At 40.6% G+C, this 21,270-nt stretch carries 18 protein-coding genes; 13 read left to right on the plus strand and 5 right to left on the minus strand.

The genetic code is table 11. The features are described 5' to 3' along the window. The coding region (locus HMPREF9969_RS12985; RefSeq protein ID WP_009434306.1) for a hypothetical protein at positions 1-1,165 on the plus strand (1,165 nt) is incomplete at its 5' end. Between the two features lie 460 nt (positions 1,166-1,625). Continuing rightward, complete coding sequence (locus HMPREF9969_RS02545) at positions 1,626-2,066, plus strand: HU family DNA-binding protein (RefSeq protein WP_009434309.1); 441 nt, start codon at positions 1,626-1,628, stop codon at positions 2,064-2,066. 527 nt (positions 2,067-2,593) lie between these two features. On the opposite strand, the gene HMPREF9969_RS02550 is transcribed toward HMPREF9969_RS02545, so the two are convergent. Then, positions 2,594-3,376, minus strand: coding sequence for a radical SAM protein (locus tag HMPREF9969_RS02550; RefSeq protein WP_009434305.1), 783 nt, complete (start codon positions 3,374-3,376; stop codon positions 2,594-2,596). 184 nt (positions 3,377-3,560) lie between these two features. On the opposite strand from HMPREF9969_RS02550, the gene HMPREF9969_RS02555 reads away from it, so the two are divergent. The 7 genes from HMPREF9969_RS02555 (at position 3,561) to HMPREF9969_RS02585 (ending at position 10,470) form a co-directional block, all read left to right on the plus strand. Next, on the plus strand, positions 3,561-4,439 hold the full coding sequence (locus HMPREF9969_RS02555; protein ID WP_009434308.1) for a cell division protein FtsX: 879 nt from the start codon (positions 3,561-3,563) through the stop codon (positions 4,437-4,439). 37 nt (positions 4,440-4,476) lie between these two features. Further along, positions 4,477-4,719 carry a DUF3098 domain-containing protein gene (locus HMPREF9969_RS02560; RefSeq protein ID WP_009434304.1) on the plus strand — a complete coding sequence of 81 codons (243 nt, stop codon included), beginning with the start codon at positions 4,477-4,479 and terminating at the stop codon, positions 4,717-4,719. Next, positions 4,719-5,579 carry an undecaprenyl-diphosphate phosphatase gene (locus tag HMPREF9969_RS02565; protein WP_009434307.1) on the plus strand — a complete coding sequence of 287 codons (861 nt, stop codon included), beginning with the start codon at positions 4,719-4,721 and terminating at the stop codon, positions 5,577-5,579. The genes HMPREF9969_RS02560 and HMPREF9969_RS02565 overlap by 1 nt, the downstream gene beginning before the upstream one ends. Positions 5,580-5,606: 27 nt before the next feature. Then, positions 5,607-6,305 (plus strand): tRNA pseudouridine(55) synthase TruB, encoded by a 699-nt coding sequence (gene truB / locus HMPREF9969_RS02570; RefSeq protein ID WP_009434318.1) that lies wholly within the window; start codon positions 5,607-5,609, stop codon positions 6,303-6,305. A 19-nt stretch (positions 6,306-6,324) separates the two neighbouring features. Then, positions 6,325-7,509: an S-adenosylmethionine:tRNA ribosyltransferase-isomerase gene (locus HMPREF9969_RS02575; protein ID WP_009434313.1), complete on the plus strand. Its 1,185-nt coding sequence runs from the start codon at positions 6,325-6,327 to the stop codon at positions 7,507-7,509. 1 nt (position 7,510) lies between these two features. After that, complete coding sequence (gene folK, locus HMPREF9969_RS02580; RefSeq protein ID WP_009434311.1) at positions 7,511-7,921, plus strand: 2-amino-4-hydroxy-6-hydroxymethyldihydropteridine diphosphokinase; 411 nt, start codon at positions 7,511-7,513, stop codon at positions 7,919-7,921. A 113-nt stretch (positions 7,922-8,034) separates the two neighbouring features. Beyond that, positions 8,035-10,470, plus strand: a complete 2,436-nt coding sequence (locus HMPREF9969_RS02585) for a C10 family peptidase (RefSeq protein ID WP_036894756.1) — start codon at positions 8,035-8,037, stop codon at positions 10,468-10,470. Positions 10,471-10,545: 75 nt separating this feature from the next. Here the strand turns inward: HMPREF9969_RS02585 and rpsO are convergent, their stop codons facing one another. Continuing rightward, entirely contained in the window at positions 10,546-10,821 is a 276-nt protein-coding gene (rpsO, locus tag HMPREF9969_RS02590; protein ID WP_009434310.1) for a 30S ribosomal protein S15, read from the minus strand. Positions 10,822-11,023: 202 nt separating this feature from the next. Between rpsO and typA the strand changes: the two genes are divergently transcribed. The 4 genes from typA (at position 11,024) to HMPREF9969_RS02610 (ending at position 16,367) form a co-directional block, all read left to right on the plus strand. Beyond that, on the plus strand, positions 11,024-12,826 hold the full coding sequence (gene typA, locus HMPREF9969_RS02595) for a translational GTPase TypA (protein ID WP_009434312.1): 1,803 nt from the start codon (positions 11,024-11,026) through the stop codon (positions 12,824-12,826). Between the two features lie 656 nt (positions 12,827-13,482). Beyond that, a complete protein-coding gene (locus HMPREF9969_RS02600) occupies positions 13,483-14,712 on the plus strand; it encodes a site-specific integrase (RefSeq protein WP_006043730.1) in 1,230 nt (409 codons plus the stop codon). A 12-nt stretch (positions 14,713-14,724) separates the two neighbouring features. Beyond that, positions 14,725-15,969, plus strand: coding sequence for a site-specific integrase (locus HMPREF9969_RS02605; protein ID WP_006043731.1), 1,245 nt, complete (start codon positions 14,725-14,727; stop codon positions 15,967-15,969). Beyond that, positions 15,966-16,367 carry a hypothetical protein gene (locus HMPREF9969_RS02610; protein ID WP_009227822.1) on the plus strand — a complete coding sequence of 134 codons (402 nt, stop codon included), beginning with the start codon at positions 15,966-15,968 and terminating at the stop codon, positions 16,365-16,367. The genes HMPREF9969_RS02605 and HMPREF9969_RS02610 overlap by 4 nt, the downstream gene beginning before the upstream one ends. A gap of 373 nt (positions 16,368-16,740) precedes the next feature. Here HMPREF9969_RS02610 and HMPREF9969_RS02615 read toward each other — a convergent pair whose 3' ends face one another. Genes HMPREF9969_RS02615 through HMPREF9969_RS02625 form a run of 3 tightly spaced genes read right to left on the minus strand, consistent with a single transcriptional unit; the run spans position 16,741 to position 21,024 of the window. After that, positions 16,741-17,934: a YncE family protein gene (locus tag HMPREF9969_RS02615; protein WP_006043736.1), complete on the minus strand. Its 1,194-nt coding sequence runs from the start codon at positions 17,932-17,934 to the stop codon at positions 16,741-16,743. 35 nt (positions 17,935-17,969) lie between these two features. After that, positions 17,970-20,384, minus strand: a complete 2,415-nt coding sequence (locus tag HMPREF9969_RS02620; RefSeq protein ID WP_009434314.1) for a TonB-dependent receptor — start codon at positions 20,382-20,384, stop codon at positions 17,970-17,972. A gap of 4 nt (positions 20,385-20,388) precedes the next feature. After that, positions 20,389-21,024, minus strand: a complete 636-nt coding sequence (locus HMPREF9969_RS02625) for a TetR/AcrR family transcriptional regulator (protein ID WP_006043738.1) — start codon at positions 21,022-21,024, stop codon at positions 20,389-20,391. Positions 21,025-21,270: the final 246 nt, after the last annotated feature.

A 21,270-nucleotide genomic window follows, 5' to 3' on the forward strand; every position in this document is an offset into this window, starting at 1 on the left:
AACAACACCAAACACAACCGATCACCTTGGCAATTCAGGTGACTACGGTACAGCCACGGCAACAGGTACTTTAGGTGGCAGCGTCTTTAGTTTCCAATTAGAGCATCAAGCAACTTATCTCGTTTTCCAACCTTACACAAGCAATGCTGTATTGAAGAACTGCTACTTAACAAAAATCGAAGTAAATTCCGACGACGATATTGCGGAAACCTACACTATTAATTCTAGCACAGGAAACTTGAATGGTTCAGCAGGTAGCAAACAAATTGTCTTAACAACAAAAGACCCAGTTGCAGGCAGCACAAACGAGAAAGGTTTCTCTTTCACCAATGCTACCTCTATCTCTACAGCTGATAAGGTCTACATGCTTATCAAACCAGGTGCACATACGCTTAAGGTTCGTTATTGGGTGAAGGACTACGACACAAATGTAGAAGGAACTATCACGAAAGTCTTACCTTCATTCAATTATGACAAGAACACCTACTACGATATGACTGCTAACCTTAACGTACGCAATTACGACGGCGACAAATACTACATGTGGGATGCTCAGCAGAATTATTGGGCAGGTCACGAATGGAATACAGCAAATCCATGGCAGCCAGTGTTGAACCTTACCAGAAACGTCAACTACGCCCAAAATAATAGTGACCCTCGTTACTACAACGAAGCGTTTACTTACGGTGCAGATAATAAAGCAACCCACACTCCATGTAAAGACCTTCCTAACGTAAACGAGATGACATGGTACGCTGCAAAGGGTGATCCACGTTGGGACGCAGACGAATTATGGACAACAATGGGTCACTTATATAAAGGCGGCATGTGGTTTAAGAAGAAGGCAAACATAAGCGGATACAATCCTTACACCGCCGTAGATGGAACCGATTGGCGAATAAATGTCGGTGGAAATAGCTGGTCTGTATCTCAGACTCTTCCTTCCCCAGCTAACGCAGGTAATTATTTCTACTTGCCCGCCTTGGGCAACTACGACGCTGGTATACTGAACAATGTTGGCTACTTTGGCCGCTATTGGACGTCAAGTGCTGACCCATCGAACATCTTCGGCTCGTACGACCTGGGCTTCGGCAGTGGTGGTATCGGCGTGAGTGTCAACGGCCTCCGCACCGACGGGGACAGGGTTGATCCGTCGTTTGAGTAGTCTAAGCGGTTGTCGCCCTCTAAAAGGCGACAACAAAGACACCGCCGCAAGTCGGTCGATGAAAAAAGGACTCCTCCTCAGCACTCCCGAAGGGGCGGGAGTGCCTAACGGGTAGGGCTTCTGTTGAATGCGTATTCCGTTGCTGCGCTCACCGTATCTAGGTGCTGGCGAATGCGTATCTACGAACTGCTAGATACGCATTGCGCAGTTGCTAGATACGTATCTAACAGCAACGCTCACCGCATCTATCAGAACGTAGATACGTATTCAGCAGCAAGGTAATACGCATCTGGCAGGACGGGGATGCTGAAAGGGCGAGAAAATGAAGCGGTGAGAGGAGGAAAATTAATTAAGAAAATAGAATGGGGCAGCATGAAGATGCAAGAAGAAAGCTGCGGAAGCGTGCTGTCCTACACTATGATAAACAAAAGTTATTTAATAATTTAAAAACCTAAGAATTATGAGATTTAGATTAGTTCAAAAGAAGAATCCGCAGAAGCGGGAGGAAGTGAAGTATTATGCTAATCCGGTAAATGTTGGGCATAAGTCGCTGGATGACATTGCGCGTGATATTGCTGGGCGTTCGTCCTTGACACGTGGTGATGTATCGAACGTGTTGTATAACTTTATCGATTGTCTGCCACATTACCTCCGTGATGGTTTCAGTATTCAGTTAGGTAATTTCGGTTCGATGCGTGTCACGTTGTCGAGCAAAGGAGCGGAAACAGAAAAAGCTTTTAAGACTGAGACGATTAAGCCTCGTGTGGTCTTCACGCCGGGAACGGAATTAAAGCGAGAGTTGGCTGCAAACTCCTACGAATCGTTGAGGAAGAAAGATGAAGAGATAGATAATAAAAAGGAGGAAAAGAAAGAGGAAGAAAGTGGACCACAGGCAGGGTAGGTGAGGCTTCCTATACCACGGGGGCATTTTTTTAGATTGATTCAGGGTATCAATCGTTCTGTAATAAGACAACTCGATTATATTAATTGTGAAATTAATGTCTTTCAAAACTAGTGTATTAATTTGGTTCTCTCGCTTCCGTGGTACACAGCCTCACCCCAAGCTAACGGGGTGGGGCTTTTGTATGAGACAGAAGAACATGGGATTTAGAGACAAAATGACAGAAGAACATATTATTTAATGACATAGGTTTTAGGCGGAATGACATGGGAACATATTATTTAATGACATAGGTTTTAGACGGAATGACACAAGGACATACTTTGTAATGGCATAGTTTTAAAGGCGTAGTAACAAAAAACATAAGGCTTTAGTTATAGGTTTACGAGATAGGGGGCTCTGGATTCTGTAAAATCGGAGAGTTCTGTGATAAAGTTTGTTACTAGAGCCTTATGTTTTTATGTTACTTTGTCTTTATTATTCTGATTCTTGTTTGCCCTGTCTTTTAAGATGTAACAATGTCTCGTTTAGTAGGATGCTGTGCAAGGAATGCCCATGGCAATTACTTTGTCACGAATGGTATTTAGTTCTTCGGGAGAAGCCTTGAGAAGGTGCTGGTCAGGGGTTTCACGATCAATGGTGTAAATCATTACCTCACGTGGAGCAATCTCTTTCACAACCTTGAGCCATGGAGTAACGAAAGAATCAGAAGTGTTGTCAACATCCAACCCTTCGTCAGTCGTTCCTTTTAGAAACATTGTTTGAATGATAGCCTGTCCGTTAAAAGCCTTGATGTCTGCAATGATACGATTCACATCGTAAGATGGTTGTGTCGGTCGATCCACCTTGTTTATATATTCCATGTCAATCGTGTCTAGCTTCAAAATGTTGTTATCCACCTTTGATAATGCTTCATGAACCTTTGGACGATGAATGAATGTAGAATTACTGAGGACAGAAATCTTTGCTTTGGGGCAATACTTATCACGTAGACGGATGGTGTCATCAATAATCTCAGCGAAATGAGGATGCGAAGTTGGTTCTCCGTTACCAGCGAAAGTTAGTACGTCAGGATGGATGTTATCCTTAATCATCTCTTTGAGTTTGTTTTCCAATGCCGTAGCAACAAGTTCACGGGCAGGGTGGGGCGTCTTTGTTCGATGATCTTCGTTAAATCCACATTCGCAATAAATGCAATCGAAGGTGCATATTTTACCATCGGCTGGCATAAGGTTAATACCAAGAGAAACGCCCAAACGACGGCTATGTACGGGTCCAAAGATGGGTGAAGGATAAATAATCGTACTCATTATACTTTTTGTTTTAATGTTTGAAAAGGAGGTGCGGATGCAAAGATAAGATAAATAAATGGTATCGTTAAGCGGCATAAAGATAAATAAAAGGAGAAGTCTAAATAAACTATAATTTCTTTTGCTGTTCTTTTATTTTGCTGTATCTTTGCAGCAATTTCGGTGAATTATACCCTTTTCAGAAATGGCAAAAAAAAGAAATAAAGCCCGCAACCGTCATAGTTTGCAGGTTATTACGCTATGTATTAGCACGGCGATGGTGCTGATGCTCATCGGTATGGTTGTACTGACAGGCTTCACCAGTCGTAACCTTAGTTCATACGTAAAGGAGAATCTGACCATTACGATGATTCTTCAACCTGATATGAGTACGGAAGAGAGTGCCGCCCTTTGTCAGCGTGTGCGCTCGTTACATTATATCAATAGTTTGAATTTTGTCAGTAAGGAAGAAGCTTTGAAAGAGGGAACTCGTGAATTGGGGGCTAATCCTGCGGAGTTTGCTGGTGAGAATCCATTTACGGGTGAGATAGAGTTGCAATTGAAAGCGAACTATGCGAACAATGATTCTATTAAGACGATAGCACAGGAATTACGCACTTATCGGGGTGTGAGTGATATTACTTATCCTCAAAACCTGGTAGAGAGTGTGAACAACACTTTGGCAAAGATTAGTCTTGTATTGTTGGTTATTGCAGTTCTGTTGACGATTGTTTCGTTCTCTTTGATTAATAATACAATCAGATTGAGTATTTACGCACGTCGTTTCTCCATTCATACAATGAAACTGGTTGGCGCTTCTTGGAGCTTTATTCGTGCTCCCTTCCTTCGTAGAGCGGTGCTGGAAGGATTGGTTTCAGCATTAATGGCAATTGTTGCTTTGGGTATTGGAATGTGCTTCTTATATGATTATGAACCTGATATTACAAAGGTTTTATCGTTAGAAGCCTTACTCATTACAGCAGTTGTGATGGTGGCTTTTGGCGTGTTAATTGCAACATTCTGCTCATGGTTGTCGGTAAATAAGTTCCTGCGAATGAAGGCTGGTGACTTGTACAAGATATAATCACCTCCTTTCACTCCTCATAATTCCTCAAATAAATATGGATAAAAGAAATTTAGCCTTTGGTAAGGTCAACTTTATAATGTTGGCAATTGGACTTGCTATTGTTATCATTGGATTCATTCTATTGAGTGGTGGTAGTTCAACAGAAACTGCATTTGATCCAAGTATTTTCAGTGCACGTCACATCAAGGTGGCACCAGTAGTGACTTTCATCGGATTTATTTCTATCATCGGCGCAATCATCTATAAGCCGAAGGATACTAGTGATAAGGAGGTTTAATGACACTTATACAAACTATCATTATCTCCATTGTGGAAGGATTAACAGAGTTTCTTCCTGTTTCTTCTACAGGTCACATGATTATCACTCAACATCTCTTGGGCGTTTCACAAGGTAGTCCCTTTGTACATGCCTTCACATTCATTATTCAGTTTGGCGCAATCCTTTCTGTTGTGTGTCTGTATTGGAAACGCTTCTTCCACATTGACCGTACACCTGTTCCAGCTGATGTAGAGAATCCGTTTTTGCGTTTTATTCATCCATTAAGATTCTACTGGTTGCTCTTTGTTGGAGTTTTGCCAGCTGTAGTGATAGGTTTAGCTGCAAAGAAGAGTGGTTTACTTGACTGGTTGCTTGATTCTATTTGGGCGGTAGCAATTATGTTGGTTGTTGGCGGAATCTTCATGCTTTTCTGTGACAAGGTATTCAATAAAGGTAGAGAAGAAAATAAGGTGAACGAAAAACGTGCCTTCAATATTGGTTTGTGGCAGTGTTTATCCGTGATTCCAGGAACGAGCCGTTCTATGGCAACGATTGTTGGAGGTATGGCAAACGGACTCACACGTAAGCGTGCAGCAGAATACTCTTTCTTCTTGGCAGTACCAACAATGGCTGGTGCTACACTGCTAGATCTTCTAGATATACTGAAAGAAGATGCCACATGGGTGAATACTCATGATTTGCTAATGCTCGCTGTTGGCTGTGTTGTATCCTTTGTAGTCGCATTGTTAGCCATGAAGTGGTTTGTCAGCTTCCTTACTAAGTATGGCTTTAAAGTCTTTGGCTGGTATCGAATCATTATTGGTATTATCATTATCGTGATGTTGCTCTCTGGCATATCATTGAATATGGTTGATTAATCCACCTTATATTATATAGCGATCCTTATGAACTTCAAAGAAGGAGTAATCATCCCGATTGATAAACCCTACGGCATAACAAGTTTCAAAGCGTTGGCACATGTACGTTATCTCTGTACACAAGCTAATGATGGAAAAGTAAAGATTGGTCATGCGGGAACGTTAGATCCCTTAGCAACGGGTGTACTGATTCTTGCTACGGGAAAGATGACAAAGCAAATAGAAACATTGCAGGCGCACACGAAGGAATATGTTGCTACATTACAATTGGGAGCTACAACTCCTAGTTATGATATGGAGCATGAGGTGAACGAGAGATTTCCTGTAGAGCATATCACACGTGAGTTGATAGATAAGACTTTGCCACAATTCGTGGGTGATATAGAACAGATTCCTCCAACCTATAGTGCTGTGAAGGTGGATGGGAAACGTGCTTTTGACTATCGTCGTAGTGGCAAGGAGGTTGTATTGAAGGCTAAAAATATCCATATAGATGAAATAGAAGTCTTGAACTTTGATTCTGATAAGATGCAATTGACGATTCGGGTTGGATGTGGTAAGGGTACTTACATTCGTGCGTTGGCACGCGATCTAGGACGAGCAATGAATAGCGGGGCTTATCTTACATCATTGCGACGTACAAGAGTTGGTGACGTAAAAGTCGAAGATTGTATTAATTATGACAAGTTTGAGACATGGCTCCAACAACAAATAATAGATAAATAAAACTCTCCCAAATATTAATATGAAGCTTTCACAATTCAAATTCAATTTACCTAAAGAGCAGGTTGCCCTATATCCTCATTCTTCTAAACGTGTATTGACACGTTCTGATGGTAGTACGCAGACTTTTACAATCACTCGCCGAGATGAAAGCCGGTTAATGGTTGTACATCGTAAGTCTGGCAAGATTGATATGTTTAAGGGTGAAGTGAATGGAGATCCTACAGAGGATGATTATATCCGCTTCAAAGATGTATTTGATTACTTTGAAGAGGGTGATGCCTTTATATTCAATGATACAAAGGTGTTCCCTGCTCGTTTGTATGGTACTAAGGAGAAGACAGACGCAAAGATAGAGGTGTTCTTGCTTAGAGAACTTAATCAAGAGATGCGCCTATGGGATGTGTTGGTTGAGCCTGCACGTAAGATTCGTATTGGTAATAAACTCTTCTTTGATGAATCAGGAACAATGGTCGCAGAGGTAATTGATAATACTACCTCACGTGGTCGTACACTTCGTTTCCTATATGATTGTCCTCACGAGGAGTTTAAACGAGAGTTATTCGCTTTAGGTGAAGCTCCATTGCCACGTTACATCATTGACAATCGTCCAAAGGAAGAAGGAGAAGAATTCGCTCATGCAACGAAAGAAGATATGGAGAACTTCCAGTCGGTCTTTGCAAAGAATGAGGGAGCAGTATCTGCGCCAGGTACTAATATTCACTTCTCTGAACACATGATGAAGATGATGGAGATTCGTGGAATAAAGAAATCGTTTATCACTTTGCATTGTGGTTTGGGTAACTTCCATGATATAGAGGTGGAGGATCTGACTAAACATAAGATGGATTCTGAAGAGATGCATATCAATGCTGAGGCTTGTGAGATTGCTAACAATGCAAAGAAAGCAGGACATCATTTATGTGCTGTTGGTGCGAGTGTTGTAAAGGCGACAGAGACAGCTGTTGGTACTGATGGTATGTTGAAGGAATATGATGGTTGGACTAATGAGTTCATCTTCCCTCCTTATAACTTCGGTTTTGCAGATTCTATGTTGGTTAACTTCTATCAACCTTATTCAACTCTATTGATGGAAACAGCAGCTTTTGGAGGTTATGACCTTATAATGGAAGCTTATGACAAAGCTGTGAAGAATGGTTATATGTTTGGTTGCTTCGGTGATTCATTGTTGATTCTCAACGATTAGTATGCATATAGTTTATTTATCCCTCGGTACAAACCTTGGAAACAGAAAGGCTATTATGCACGAGGCTATAACACGAATAGGAGAAAAGATTGGCACAATATTGCGCCAATCTTCTTTTCACGAGACAGAGCCTTGGGGATTTGAAAGTCCTAATCTCTTTCTCAATGCTTGTGTATGTGTGTCTACTTCTCTTGCTCCCCGACAGCTATTAGAGGCAACGCAAGCCATAGAAATAGAGATGGGAAGAGTGAAGAAGTCAATCAATGCACAATATACAGACCGTATCATAGATATTGATATTCTACTTTATGACAACCTAAATATCAACGAACCAAACCTTGTAATCCCTCATCCTTTGATGGAAGAACGCGATTTTGTGATGTTACCTTTAAAGGAAATATGGGATGACTAAATCGCCTACATAAAACATTATAAACTAAATCTATTTGTTTTGAGAACTCTCAAACACAATAATCTTGATATAAAATATAACAAACCAATATACTTGACTAATAATATAAACAAATGAAAAGAACAATCTTACTGATGTTAACTGTGTGTGCAAATATTTTATTAGCTAACGCAGATCCTATCACCAAAGCACAGGCTTTGAGTATTGCCTCAAAATATATCAATAAACCAATACTCTTTGGTAATTCTCCAAAAACCCGCTCATCACAAGCTAATGAGCAACCAGCTTATTACATTTTTACTAATCCAAACGACAAGAAATTCGTTATTATCTCTGGAGAAAGTAAACTCAACGAACTCGTAGGTTATGGAGATAAGATGACAGAAAACCCCAACGACCAGCCTCCATACTTCAAACTATTCTTAAAGGAATATGAACGCGTTGTAAAAGAAGTGCGTTCTAAAGCTGCAACTACTACTCCACAGCGTCCTATCAAACGAAAAGTAGAACCCTTGCTTACTTGTAAGTGGAGCCAATATGACCCTTTCAATAAGTACACTCCACTAAGTAATGGACAGCATACACCTACTGGTTGTGTTGCAACAGCCACAGCACAGGTGATGTTCTACAATAAATGGCCTAAGAATCGACCACAAGATTATATAGCATCGACAGGTGATGATGCTAAGAAAAGTGCTACTTATTGGTGGGATGAAATGAAGAACACGACTAATGAGATGAGAACGGAACATTCTCGACAAGCCGTTGGCGTATTGATGTCTGACATCGGTAAGGCTGTCAATATGAGATACTATTATAGAGGTAGTGACTCAAACTTACAATATGCCTGCAATGCACTTCGCGACAAGTTCGACTATACCGTGCGTTATCTTGACAAAAACTTCCTTCCTGCCAATGACTTCCTCAATGAGGTGATGCAAGAAATCTCAGACGGATACCCTGTCTTAGTAGTAGGTGGACCTCATGCTTTTGTTTATGATGGCTATGATGAGCAGGGCTTCATCCACACCAACTGGGGCTGGGGAGGCGAAAACGACGGATACTTCGACATCAACATAGTTACCCTTAATGTTTCAGGCTTTGCCCTCAATAGTGGAACATTCTGGGACGATATCTCAGTTGTCTTTGCCCATCCTAATGACGGTAAGGCTACACCTTTCAAGGATATAGAACGTGGATTAGATGCAAGAACCACCACTTCACTCACTATTGACAAGACAGAAGCAAACCGTTCTGAAAGTTTCAGTGCAAAGATTGAGAAGTTAGGCTCGTATAGTTCGGTGAAAGGTGAACTTGGTGTATTCACTGGGAAGGTAGCACTTGCCCTCTATAATGACAAGAACGAACGAGTAAAAATCTTCAACTCAACTGCAAGCGACCAGACTTGGGCATCTATCTTTACTTCCATGTCCTTTGATGTTGCTGATATTAACTTTAAGGGTATTGCAGACGGAAACTACCGTTTAGTACCAGTATTCTCTGAGATGCTCGATACCAAGACAAAGGAACACGGTGACTGGAAGCCCATCAATCATGCCAATGAGATAGAAGTAAAACTCACTCCAAATGCAGTACAGCTCAATACAAATAACCCTAAGGATGTTGTTGTGATTGAGAAAAGCCCAAGTGTACTCTCCCCTTTCTATGAAGATGCTGGAAATGCTGCCTTTAGTTTTACAATGTACAATCCTGGAAGAGAGGAAGTACGTGGTGACTTGGTGATGACACTCACTAATCAAGAGACTAAAGAGGTCTTTAATGGCTATCTACTTACGCCTAACGTTGTTGCACAACGACTTGGCTATTCAACCTTTATCATCAAAATGCTTACGCTTTATTATAGCCCTGGTAAGGTGGGAAAATTGCCCAAAGGGAAATATGACGTAACGCTATCGATAAAGGTTAATAGAAACGGAACGGACATCAACGTACCAATTAAGATGAAAGAACCTTTCAAGATTGAAGTATTGCCTAAGCCGGACAATGGAAATATTCAGTTTACTTTTGTTGATTATTATGCGGATGGTGAATACGCTAATTATAGTACCTTCCAGCTGAATAAAATAAAAGAAATAAGTCTGCAAGTACATTCTAAAGTATCTGGTTATCAGATTAAGAATGGCTATCGTGGTCCAATTCATTATCGTCTACTCGATTTGACAAGTAACAAGTGGATTGAATTGGGAACAGTACGTAATGTTTATCTCCCTTGTGATGCAGACAACAATGCAGCCCAAACACGTATCACCTTTGCTTCTTCTCAATTAGAGCCTAATCATTCATACGAGATACACATAGAGGTTGAAAGGGATGGGAAACGAGAAGACATTTGGATTCCTAATACGTTACGCAATGTATTTAATACGGTAGATGAGTTGAAACCTACAGGCATTGGTTTGCTTAAGGAATACAAGAAGTCTGTAAAGAATATATTTACTTTGCAAGGTATTCGTTTATCAAAGACTTGGGACGAACTCCCTGTAGGCATCTATATTATAGATGGTAAGAAAGTGATAAAGACAAGATAACAGAAAAAAGGTAAGAAAGGAAAGCTTAAATAGCTTTGACTTTCTTACCTTTTATATTTTACTTAGCTGTAAGTCTTACTTACGGAGACCTAAAGCCTTTACGATAGCACGATAGCGCTCAATGTCACGATCATAAAGATAGTTGAGTAAAGCACGACGTTTACCAACAAGATGAGTTAGTGAACGAGTAGTAACATAGTCCTTACGATTCTTCTTTACGTGTTCTGTCAAGTGCTTGATTCGATAAGAGAAAAGTGCAATCTGGCTCTCTGCAGAACCTGTATCTGAACTCTTCTGAGCCTTACCAAACTGTGCGAAAATCTCTTCTTTCTTTGTTTTTTCTAAATACATAGTTTTGTTTGATTAATTAATTGTGCAATTACATTCTTCTATTGCTAGCCTGCCTTAATCACAACAGGTCACAATATCAAATGCATCGGAATATCCGAAAACGCGGTGCAAAGATACAACTTTTTCTCTGAACGACAAGCGTTTTCCATTTTTTATTAGTACTTTTGCACCGTAATTCAGCGTAAGTTTTTAAGGTAAATACATGCAAGATATTCGTAACATCGCAGTTATTGCGCACGTTGACCATGGTAAAACGACCTTGGTTGACAAGATGATGCTCGCTGGTAAGCTTTTCCGTGATGGACAAGACAACAGTGGAGAAGTTCTCGACTCTAATGACTTGGAGCGTGAACGAGGGATAACGATTCTGAGTAAGAATGTAAGTATCAATTGGAAAGGAGTAAAGATTAATATTCTTGACACCCCTGGTCACTCTGATTTTGGTGGTGAGGTAGAGCGTGTATTGAACATGGCAGATGGTTGTCTATTGCTCGTAGATGCTTTTGAGGGTCCTATGCCACAAACTCGCTTTGTGTTGCAAAAGGCTTTGCAATTAGGTTTGAAACCTGTTGTTGTTATTAATAAGGTGGACAAACCTAACTGTCGTCCAGAGGAAGTATATGAGATGGTATTTGATCTTATGTGTGACCTGAATGCTACAGAGGAGCAGTTGAACTTCCCAGTCGTTTATGGTTCTGCCAAGAATGGTTGGATGAGTGAGGACTGGAAGAAACCAACTGATAATATTGAATATTTGCTAGATCTTATTCTCGAAGCAATCCCTGCACCTAAGCAGCTCGAGGGTACACCACAGATGTTGATTACATCTTTGGATTACTCAAGCTATACTGGTCGTATTGCAGTGGGTCGTGTACATCGTGGCACATTGAAGGATGGTCAGAACATAACTATCTGCCATCGTGATGGAACACAAGAGCGCACAAAGATTAAGGAACTTCATACTTTCGAAGGTATGGGGCATAAGAAGACAGATCATGTCGATTCAGGTGATATCTGTGCTGTAATTGGTTTGGAGAAGTTCGAGATTGGTGATACAATCGCCGATTTTGAGAACCCTGAACCATTACCACCTATTGCGGTAGATGAGCCTACTATGAGTATGCTATTCACCATTAATGACTCTCCTTTCTTTGGTAAAGAAGGTAAGTTCTGCACTTCTCGCCACATTAGTGACCGTTTGAACAAAGAGTTAGAGAAGAACCTTGCATTGCGTGTTCGCCCTATGGAGGGGTCAATGGATAAGTGGATTGTCAGTGGTCGTGGTGTTCTTCACCTTTCAGTTCTTGTTGAGACAATGCGTCGTGAGGGCTATGAGCTTCAAGTCGGACAGCCGCAAGTTATCTACAAGGAGATTGATGGTCAGAAATGTGAGCCTATTGAGGAATTGACAATCAATGTTCCAACAGACTTCTCAAGTAAGATGATCGATATGGTAACACGTCGTAAAGGTGACTTGTTGGGTATGGATGCAGAGGGAGATCGTGTTAACATCACCTTTGAAATCCCATCACGTGGTATCATCGGCTTACGTACTAACGTCCTTACTGCTAGTCAGGGTGAGGCTATTATGGCGCATCGTTTTAAGAATTATCAGCCTTTCAAGGGAGAGATAGTACGTCGTACTAATGGTTCAATGATTGCTCTTGAGAATGGAACAGCCTACGCTTATGCTATTGATAAGCTCCAGGATCGTGGTAAGTTCTTCATTGATGCAGGTGAGGAAGTATATGGTGGACAGGTAGTAGGCGAGCACGTTCATGATAATGACCTCGTTATCAACGTTACAAAGGCAAAGCAGTTGACTAACGTCCGTGCTTCTGGTTCTGATGAGAAGGCTCGTGTTATACCAAAGACAGAGATGAGTCTTGAGGAATGTCTTGAGTATATCAAAGGTAACGAGTATGTTGAGGTAACGCCAAAGAATATTCGTATGCGTAAGATAACGCTCGATCATTTGGAGCGTAAGCGCGAGAACAAAGATTAAATCTTATTTCAATCATAAGACGAGGGGGCGACTATCCAGTGGGGTAGCCGCCTCTTTTTGTATTGTCCGATGTAATGGACGTTTGGTAAACAGATACCCCTAACCCTCTCAAAACCCTTTTGTTTATTACCTTTGTAGTATTTGTTTTCTCTTTTCCTCTTATATCTTGCATCTCTTTCTCCTATATCTTGCGTCTTTTTCTCCTATACCTTGCGTCTTTTTCTTCTATACCTTGCATTTAAAACTCTCGTAAGAAATCTTTGTCTCATCATGATGAAATCAGTGTCTCTTCACGATGAAACTTGTGTCTCATCATGATGAAACTTGTGTCTCATCGTGATGAAACAAAGAAAACACATACATGTAACTAATTAATGAAAAAGAAGAGATATCGAAGCTGATGTAAACTAACTGATAATGAGAGAGAAACGAAATGATTTGCATAATACTGCTCTGTTTGTAAAGAGCAGGAATATGCAGATTTAGGCAGAAGTTCAGTTACCAGAGCGTTACCTTGTTTTGATGTAGGTAACGATGGTATAGCATTCGGTAACTGAATTATTTTCGCTAGTGTGGCTGTTGCTTTGGTCAGCAGTTTTCTGCGTATGTGAGGAACGCTTTAATTCGGGTAATTTTGCCCACAAATATTAAAGCGTATGAAAACAGAGAAAATGAAGGTGTTGCTCTACCTTAAAAAGAGCGGGCTTGACAAATCGGGGAAAGCTCCGATTATGGGACGTATTACCATTGGGCGTTCCATTGCCCAGTTCAGTTGTAAACTCTCCTGCAATCCTGACTTATGGAATTCACGTGAGAGCAGAATGGATGGCAAGAGCCGTGAGGCGGTAGAAATTAATGGGAGATTGGAGAATCTGTTGCTTTCCATTCAATCTGCCTATCAGTCGCTAATTGCCAAAGGACAGCCATTTGATGCAACTGATGTAAAGGAACTGTTTCAAGGCAGTGTACAGGCAAGATGTATGCTTATCGAGAGGCTGGATATGCTCATCAAGGAGAAGGAAAGCCATATCGGTATAGACATCAAGGAAGGGTCTATGTACGCCTATCATTCCACTCGGAAACGATTACAGGAGTTCATTCAGAGGAGGTATCATGTTTCGGATTTGGCTTTCTCGCAGCTTACAGAAAGCTTTATCTATGAGTTGCAGGCGTTCTGTCTCGGTGATCTCGGTCATCAGCAAAGCACATTTTTCAGAGTTGCAGCAGATTTGAAGACCGTCTGCAGGCTAGCTTATCGTGAGGGGTTGGCTGATACGCTTCTGTTTGACAAAGTCCATATAGAACGGGGAGACAAGAAAGCGCCCAAGACTCTCGACCAAGAAGCATTGGACAAGTTGAAGGCACTCCGTTTTGATGAATTGGAAGAAGAAATGGAAACCGCTCGTGATGTGTTTCTCTTCGCCTGTTATACCGGTGCAGCCTATTGTGATTTGATAGAACTAAGCAAGAAGCATCTTATCCGTGACGATGAGGATTGTCTTTGGTTAAAGTTCAACCGACAGAAGACAGGTGTGCTTTGTCGTATCAAGCTATTGCCCGAAGCAGTTCAATTAATACAGAAAATGCACAGCGATGAAAGGGAAACACTGATCCCTTACTTCAAATATTCCACTTATCAGTCCTGTCTCAAAGCCTTGCGATTACGGTCAGACATTTCTTTTCCCTTTACTACGCACACTGCAAGGCATACCTTTGCCACACTTATCACATTGGAGCAGGGCGTACCTATTGAAACGGTGAGCAAGATGCTCGGACATACGAACGTAAGTATGACCGAACGTTATGCAAAAGTAACACCGCAGAAACTCTTTGAGGAGTTTAACCGTTTCCTTTCTTTCACCGAAGATTTGCGTTTAACCATTTAACCAAGATTTTTTATGAGAAGTACATTTAAGATACTGTTCTATATCAACAGACAGAAAATAAAGGCAGACGGCAAGACCGCCATTCTCTGCCGTATCACCATAGACGGAAAAAGCATCGCCATTACCACAGGCGAGCAGTGCAAATCCTCCGAGTGGAATAGCCGACAGGGACTGACAACCGACAAGAAAACCAATCAAAGAATCGGCGAGTTCAAAGAACTTGTAGAAAAGACCTATCAGGAGATATTGATAAAGGACGGAGTGGTAAGTGTGGAACTGCTTAAAAACCGTTTGCAGAGGATAGCCACCATGCCGACAACACTTCTTGCCATGAGCAAAGCAGAACTGCAATCCGTTAAAGAGTGCGTGGGCAAATCGAGAGTTGAGGGAACCTATCAGAATCTTCTCTATTCAGATAAGTTACTTACGGAATTTGTAAAGGATAAGGGAATGACGGATATAGTCATAGCCACTATAACGGAAGACTTGTTTGAAGAATACCGTTTCTATCTGAAAAGACGAGGCTTGGCATCAGCAACCATGAATCGTTATCTTTGTTGGCTGAGTAGGCTGATGTATCGTGCGGTCAGCCATAGGCTCATTCGTTGCAATCCTTTTGAGAATGCCAAGTATGAGAAAGCGGAACAGAAGATACGCTTTCTGCAAAAGAGCGATGTTGCCAAACTCATGGCATTGAGAGTAATTGATAAGGAAGCAGAACAAGCAAGGCGGATATTTATCTTCTCATGCTTTACGGGCTTGGCTATTGCTGATATGGAACATTTGCAATTTGGACACATTCAAACGGCAGCCGACGGACAGAAATATATCCGAAAAGAACGGCAGAAGACAAAGGTGGAGTTTGTTGTGCCCCTGCACCCGATAGCGGAGGCCATCATCGATCAATGTAAGGAAGAACTACCCAGCATGAAAGAAATGCAGACAGTGAAAGAAAAAGGTGACGACTTTATCTTTCACTGTGCTTGTAGCCGTAGCGTGATGAGTGCAAAGCTGAGCATCGTGGGAAAGGCTTGCGGTATCAGAGAACGGTTGTCCTATCATATGGCAAGGCACACTTTCGGTACAATGAGTTTAAGTGCAGGGATACCCATCGAGAGCATTGCCAAGATGATGGGGCACGCCTCCATATCAAGCACCCAAATCTATGCACAGGTGACGGACAATAAGATTTCTGAGGATATGGATAGGTTGATAAGGAAACATCAGACAAAGGAAACGAAGGAGGAAGCCGTATGAATACCTATCACTATCAAACTAAAAAAGACCGTAGCTATTTCGAGTGGGGCGACAATATGCAAATCATTCGCAAAGGCAAAGGTAAAATCGCCATGACAGAGAGCGAACTAGTAGATTTCTTCGGTGTAACATGGAGGAAGCTCAACCATCGTCTGCAACTTCTACTAAAAGTCTCTCCCCTGCAACCCGACGAAAGGGATACAGGGGAGCAGGAAGTCTACGTGAACGGACGACTGCGAGGTTATGCTCCGCTTTATCCACTCACAATCATCATCGCCTTGTCTTATCAATTGGACAGTACGGAAGCACACTTCTTCAGGAAACATGTATGTCAGAGATTGCAGAAACCTACATCCATAATAACACCGATATTCTTAATAGGAAAGACGGATACCTGATGATTATATTTTCTTTTTCTTTCATTGATTATATCTTACTACATAACTACAATAAGGTATAATACGTTGAAAGAAAAAGGATTAAAAATTTTTATTGATATACGAATATTCTTTCAATTATTTACTACGCTACTACAAAAAAAAGATTTTTATTAAAACTGAATTGACAGTGTATAAAAACTAAAAGCACAACCATGAGAATTTATAGTTTATAACACATAAACTAAAAGAGCCGTATCAAACCCTATAATGAGTAACGATACAGCTCTTTTCCTTGTTTTGAGGAGGTTAAAGTTTCTAATCAAGAAGTTCACATTCTTTTAGATGTTGGGGTTATGTCCCAATAAATATCATAAGTAATATTCTATTACAACTATTTAAGCTCATGCAACATATAGGGTGCTCCGGAAACCTTTACCTTCAATTTTTCATAGCTTCCATCTTTCATGTGATAGACAAAATAACCCGTACCTTGGTCTGTTGACATGCCGAAGATGATGTCATTGCCCGACTTGCAAATGGATGCCGCCCAGCCTGTAGTTCCTGAGAAGTTCATCTTCTTGCAAGTCTTATCATAGAGATTAATCTCAAAAGGCTGGAACGATTTATCATGAACGTAATCAGGTGGGTTGCTTGCTGCCCCAGGAATATTTAGGTATCCATAAACCTTTCCGTTTCCACCATATACCTTATTATAGGCATATGAAGTTTTACCTCCTTTTACACCATCCAGATTTACATCTGCAAGGGTAAAGCAATAAGACTTGTCAAACTCCTGTTCTCCCTTCTTAATGCGCAAGAAGCCTTCCTTTGCCCCCTTCTGATAACCGAACATTCCTACGCAATAGAAATAAATATCACCCTTCTCGTCCACAAACGGATCACCAGCAGGTGTTCCACTGGACGACATCGTGACGCGACTGTCACTAATAAGTTTTATTGGCTTGTCTGTTTTCGTGTCAATTAATGCAACATAGGCTCCAGTTTCGCAAGAATAAGCAGACTTCATTTGATTCAGAGACACATATAAAATTCCATCTCTGATAACAGAGGCACACGGTTCAGGATTATTGTCACCAGAGGACTTTCCCAAGGAATAGTCGGATAAGTCTATTTCTCCTGTCTTCGTCATTGAGGATGGGTCAATAATCCACACCTTTCCAATACCAAGGCAAGAAACATATGCCTTCTTATTGGATGCGAACGTGATGTACGTTGCCTTAGCACCACTTGGAAATACCATAGTCGTGCCCTCTTGGACGAGCTTGCCATCTTTTGGTGCATATTTGTAGAGGTGTTCCGTGTCAGTCACATATACCTTGCCACCATGCACAAATGAAAATGCACCCTTGGCAAACACCAAAGCATTGTCCGTATTGAGCGAACCAGCTGTCAAGTCTTTGAACAGACTGACATATGTGTTCTCTCCAATATTCACGCTATGCACAAATCCTGCCTCGGACTTTGCTGGTGGTGTTGGAGGAACATCTGGAGTGTCTTTACTACATGAGGAAAGACCTGATAACACAAGCAGCGCCGTGGCTGCGACTAAGAAATAATGTTTCATTTTGACTATAAATTTTTGAAATGAATAATAAGAATTTACATACTCATAGCTCCTCCTGAGACTTTGTCTCGGAACAGATTAAAACGCAATTTAGCCTTAAAGGTTCTGCCTTGCAGTGGCATTTTGAATTCCATGTAGTTCTCTTTGTCAAAAATATTTTCGACCTCGAAACTCAGAGAAACATTGTTATGCCAAAATGACTGTTGAAGCCCTATGGTAAACACATCGTTGGAAGGAATGATCCATTTCTTTCGTTGGTCGGGCAGTGTGCTCATTTGCCAGCCCCAGTCGAATTCTCCGACATGAGAAACATCAACATAAACTCTGGACAACTCTTTCTTTCCCAACAAACCTTCAACGTGATATTCCATGCCATAGTTGTAATAGAATGAAGGTATGTTGGGAACATGCTTGTCATACGTAGGATTATCCGAACCTTTCTCATCGTTTAACCATTTTTGACGGTCTCGAATGTCCTGCAATGTAAGATTAAAGTATGCATAGACGTTTGGGGTTATATCTACCTTTAAGTCAGTATCGAAACCAAGCGTACTTGTCTTTCCTAAGTTTATGTATATGGAACGGATGTCAGCGGGGAAAAGTCTTATCATATTCTTCATATACATATAATAAAAATTTGTTTCCCATTGCACACGAGTAAGCCCCAATAGATTTCTCTTGTCCATGATGACCCCAATGTTCAAATTATCTCCAACTTCTGGCTGAAGATTTACAGAAGGTTTGATACTCATTCCGTTTCCGAACAATTCTCCCGTATCAGGAATTCTTACATTGTGTGAAAACGAGATTTTTCCCCTCACACCTTTCCACAATTCATAGCTAAGCCCTTCGCTAAAGCCATAATACGTTTTGTTCACGTTGGTCTGTTGGGGAGCGAATACGCTTTCTGTCTTGTCTTTTGACAAAGCATCGCTTGTTCTATAGATTTTTGACTTCAGATAATAGATGCTTATTGTCAAGGAATTCTGAAAGCGATTATTAGAAGAAGCAAACAAATAACTTAGTCCGATGTTGTTTGAAGTCATTTTGCTGGGAAATGAACTGGGGTCGAAGCCAAGGTATTCATTCATACGATCGTCCTTAGGTCTATAGTCCGAGAATACGAATTGATCATTCAGATTGAAAGTATGTCGTCCAAGTGTATATTTCAAGTTAAATTTATTTCGCAACTCAAATTGCCGGTCATGGGACTCGTTGAAAAGATTATCCTCTGTCTCCCCATTAGCTGGCGTGACCGTCCCATTCCATTGCGTTCTTGTAGTTGCCGTATCCGTCATGTTAGAACGTATGATGGGAACAACAAGTGTGTTTTTCAGCTCCAAATCTTTGAAAATGAAATTTTTCTTCTCCATATTCAAAGTAGGCATAATATTAAGACTTTTTGTATAGGCATATCGAGAGTCAAAGTTGAGAGACTGTATGCCTTTCTTATTCCTGTAAAAAGCACATTCCAAATCCAGTTTGTCGAAGTATTGCTTTCTAAAACCTATGCCCACATGATAGAATTCTGCGTCATAATAGTCATTGTTTCGTCTCACCTTTCTGTATTCAGAAGCAGGTAGATTAGTCTCAAACACTGGCCATGACATCATATAATTGTTCTTGGATTTGTTCCTGAAGAAAGCAATATTGAATAATATTCCAGATTTTGCAAAAAGTTTCTGGGCACTTGCAAGTGTCTTGAATGTCCCGAATGATGCCAATTCCTGCGTAAAACCTACTAGGTCACATTCATCCTCTCGTGTCACTATGTTGATAGCACCACCAAGTCCATCACCGCCATATTCTGCAGGAACGATTCCTTTGTACACCTCTATGTACTTAATTACATCAATCGGAATATCGTTAATATCAAAGGAACCGTCAGGGCTATTTAAAGGAAATCCATTGATGTAGACAGCGACTCGCTTACCCTCCAGCCCATGTACAGATATGCGAGAGGCACTTCCTAATCCGCCTGACTTTCTCACCTTGATGCCAGACGTTCTTGTGAGAATTTCTTCTATACCGCTTGAACGTCCCCTCAACTTGGATCCGTCCACTACGGTTACAGCCATAGGACTCTGCCGAATGCGGTTTATTTCCGCCTGCTGGGAAGATCCCCTCACTACAACTTCGTTAAGGACGTTCGCTGATGATTCTAAGAAAAAGTCTTTTGTGATATTGCCGTTTAACACAATGACTTGCCTTACTCGTTTATATCCAACAAATGAAACCTCAACGATACATGTTCCATTTGAGAGAATGTCAATTTGATAATTGCCTGTTTTGTCAGAAACTGTTTTCTGTTTTGTGTTTTTGATTGATATGTATGCCCCAGATATGGGAAGTCCTGTTTCTTTATCTATGATTTTCCCACGTAATATATTTTGGGCAGACAAAACTGTTGTACACAAACACAGTATCGTTACGATGAATAATCTGTTCATAATTTTATGGATTAATGAGTTCTCGCCATCCTGCCGTATTATAGCGTATGTATTCAGATAAGACCTGTTTTACCTCTTCCTTGCAGATTTCTGTGCTTGAGACAATCTCTCCGATGATCGTTACCCATGTGGAAGAGGAAATCCGAAAGAATAGTGACGAAACTTTTGTTTGTATTTGTGGATAGACTTTTTGCATTTGATCAATATATTCTTTACTTATTGCAACTTGTTCTTCGATAAAATTTTCACGGAAAAACTCTACAGAAGTACCTTTTGATTCAAAGAGTAATAACTTTAATTCTTCTTTATATAAGAAAATTATTTTAAGCGTTTCTCTTAGCAAATCTTTTTGATTTTGTATAGAGAAGTGAAGTTTATCTGTTTTGTTATGTTCTATGCGATAGGAGGACATCCTTTCATCCAAGACTATAAGTAAAGGTCTAAGGACAGTATAAAAAATATCATCCTTTGTCTTAAAATAATTGTATATATTACCTAAGGTAACTCCCGATTTTGCCGAAATTGTTCGCATCGAAGTTTTTCTAAAGCCATTTTTAATAAATTCATTGCGAGCTGCTGCGACAATCTTGTTTCTTATATCTTCTTTTAATATTTTCATTACTATTTTATTAACGGACATCGTTCAGTTTTGTTCATAAAAAAAAGCGTACTGTTAAAAAACAGTACGCTCCTTTTATTGTTGCCTTTATGCGGCTGTGTGATATTTTCATCATTAATTCAATTTTGGATACAAAGGTATGGGAAGAATTCTATACTGGCAATACTTATTAATAGGTATTTTTAATCGAATTATAACTAAAGTTTCCCACCCCTTAAAACACCAACTTTTCTCATTTTCCTTTGTCTGTCTTCCCCCATATCCATT

The organism is Prevotella sp. oral taxon 306 str. F0472 (genome assembly GCF_000257925.1).
GTDB classification, from domain to species: domain Bacteria; phylum Bacteroidota; class Bacteroidia; order Bacteroidales; family Bacteroidaceae; genus Prevotella; species Prevotella vespertina.

Coding starts and splice junctions, on each gene's coding strand:
- HMPREF9969_RS02545 (WP_009434309.1), top strand. CDS start 1,626: ATGAGATTTAGATTAGTTCAAAAGAAGAATCCGCAGAAGCGGGAGGAA.
- HMPREF9969_RS02550 (WP_009434305.1), bottom strand. CDS start 3,376: ATGAGTACGATTATTTATCCTTCACCCATCTTTGGACCCGTACATAGC.
- HMPREF9969_RS02555 (WP_009434308.1), top strand. CDS start 3,561: ATGGCAAAAAAAAGAAATAAAGCCCGCAACCGTCATAGTTTGCAGGTT.
- HMPREF9969_RS02560 (WP_009434304.1), top strand. CDS start 4,477: ATGGATAAAAGAAATTTAGCCTTTGGTAAGGTCAACTTTATAATGTTG.
- HMPREF9969_RS02565 (WP_009434307.1), top strand. CDS start 4,719: ATGACACTTATACAAACTATCATTATCTCCATTGTGGAAGGATTAACA.
- truB (WP_009434318.1), top strand. CDS start 5,607: ATGAACTTCAAAGAAGGAGTAATCATCCCGATTGATAAACCCTACGGC.
- HMPREF9969_RS02575 (WP_009434313.1), top strand. CDS start 6,325: ATGAAGCTTTCACAATTCAAATTCAATTTACCTAAAGAGCAGGTTGCC.
- folK (WP_009434311.1), top strand. CDS start 7,511: ATGCATATAGTTTATTTATCCCTCGGTACAAACCTTGGAAACAGAAAG.
- HMPREF9969_RS02585 (WP_036894756.1), top strand. CDS start 8,035: ATGAAAAGAACAATCTTACTGATGTTAACTGTGTGTGCAAATATTTTA.
- rpsO (WP_009434310.1), bottom strand. CDS start 10,821: ATGTATTTAGAAAAAACAAAGAAAGAAGAGATTTTCGCACAGTTTGGT.
- typA (WP_009434312.1), top strand. CDS start 11,024: ATGCAAGATATTCGTAACATCGCAGTTATTGCGCACGTTGACCATGGT.
- HMPREF9969_RS02600 (WP_006043730.1), top strand. CDS start 13,483: ATGAAAACAGAGAAAATGAAGGTGTTGCTCTACCTTAAAAAGAGCGGG.
- HMPREF9969_RS02605 (WP_006043731.1), top strand. CDS start 14,725: ATGAGAAGTACATTTAAGATACTGTTCTATATCAACAGACAGAAAATA.
- HMPREF9969_RS02610 (WP_009227822.1), top strand. CDS start 15,966: ATGAATACCTATCACTATCAAACTAAAAAAGACCGTAGCTATTTCGAG.
- HMPREF9969_RS02615 (WP_006043736.1), bottom strand. CDS start 17,934: ATGAAACATTATTTCTTAGTCGCAGCCACGGCGCTGCTTGTGTTATCA.
- HMPREF9969_RS02620 (WP_009434314.1), bottom strand. CDS start 20,384: ATGAACAGATTATTCATCGTAACGATACTGTGTTTGTGTACAACAGTT.
- HMPREF9969_RS02625 (WP_006043738.1), bottom strand. CDS start 21,024: ATGTCCGTTAATAAAATAGTAATGAAAATATTAAAAGAAGATATAAGA.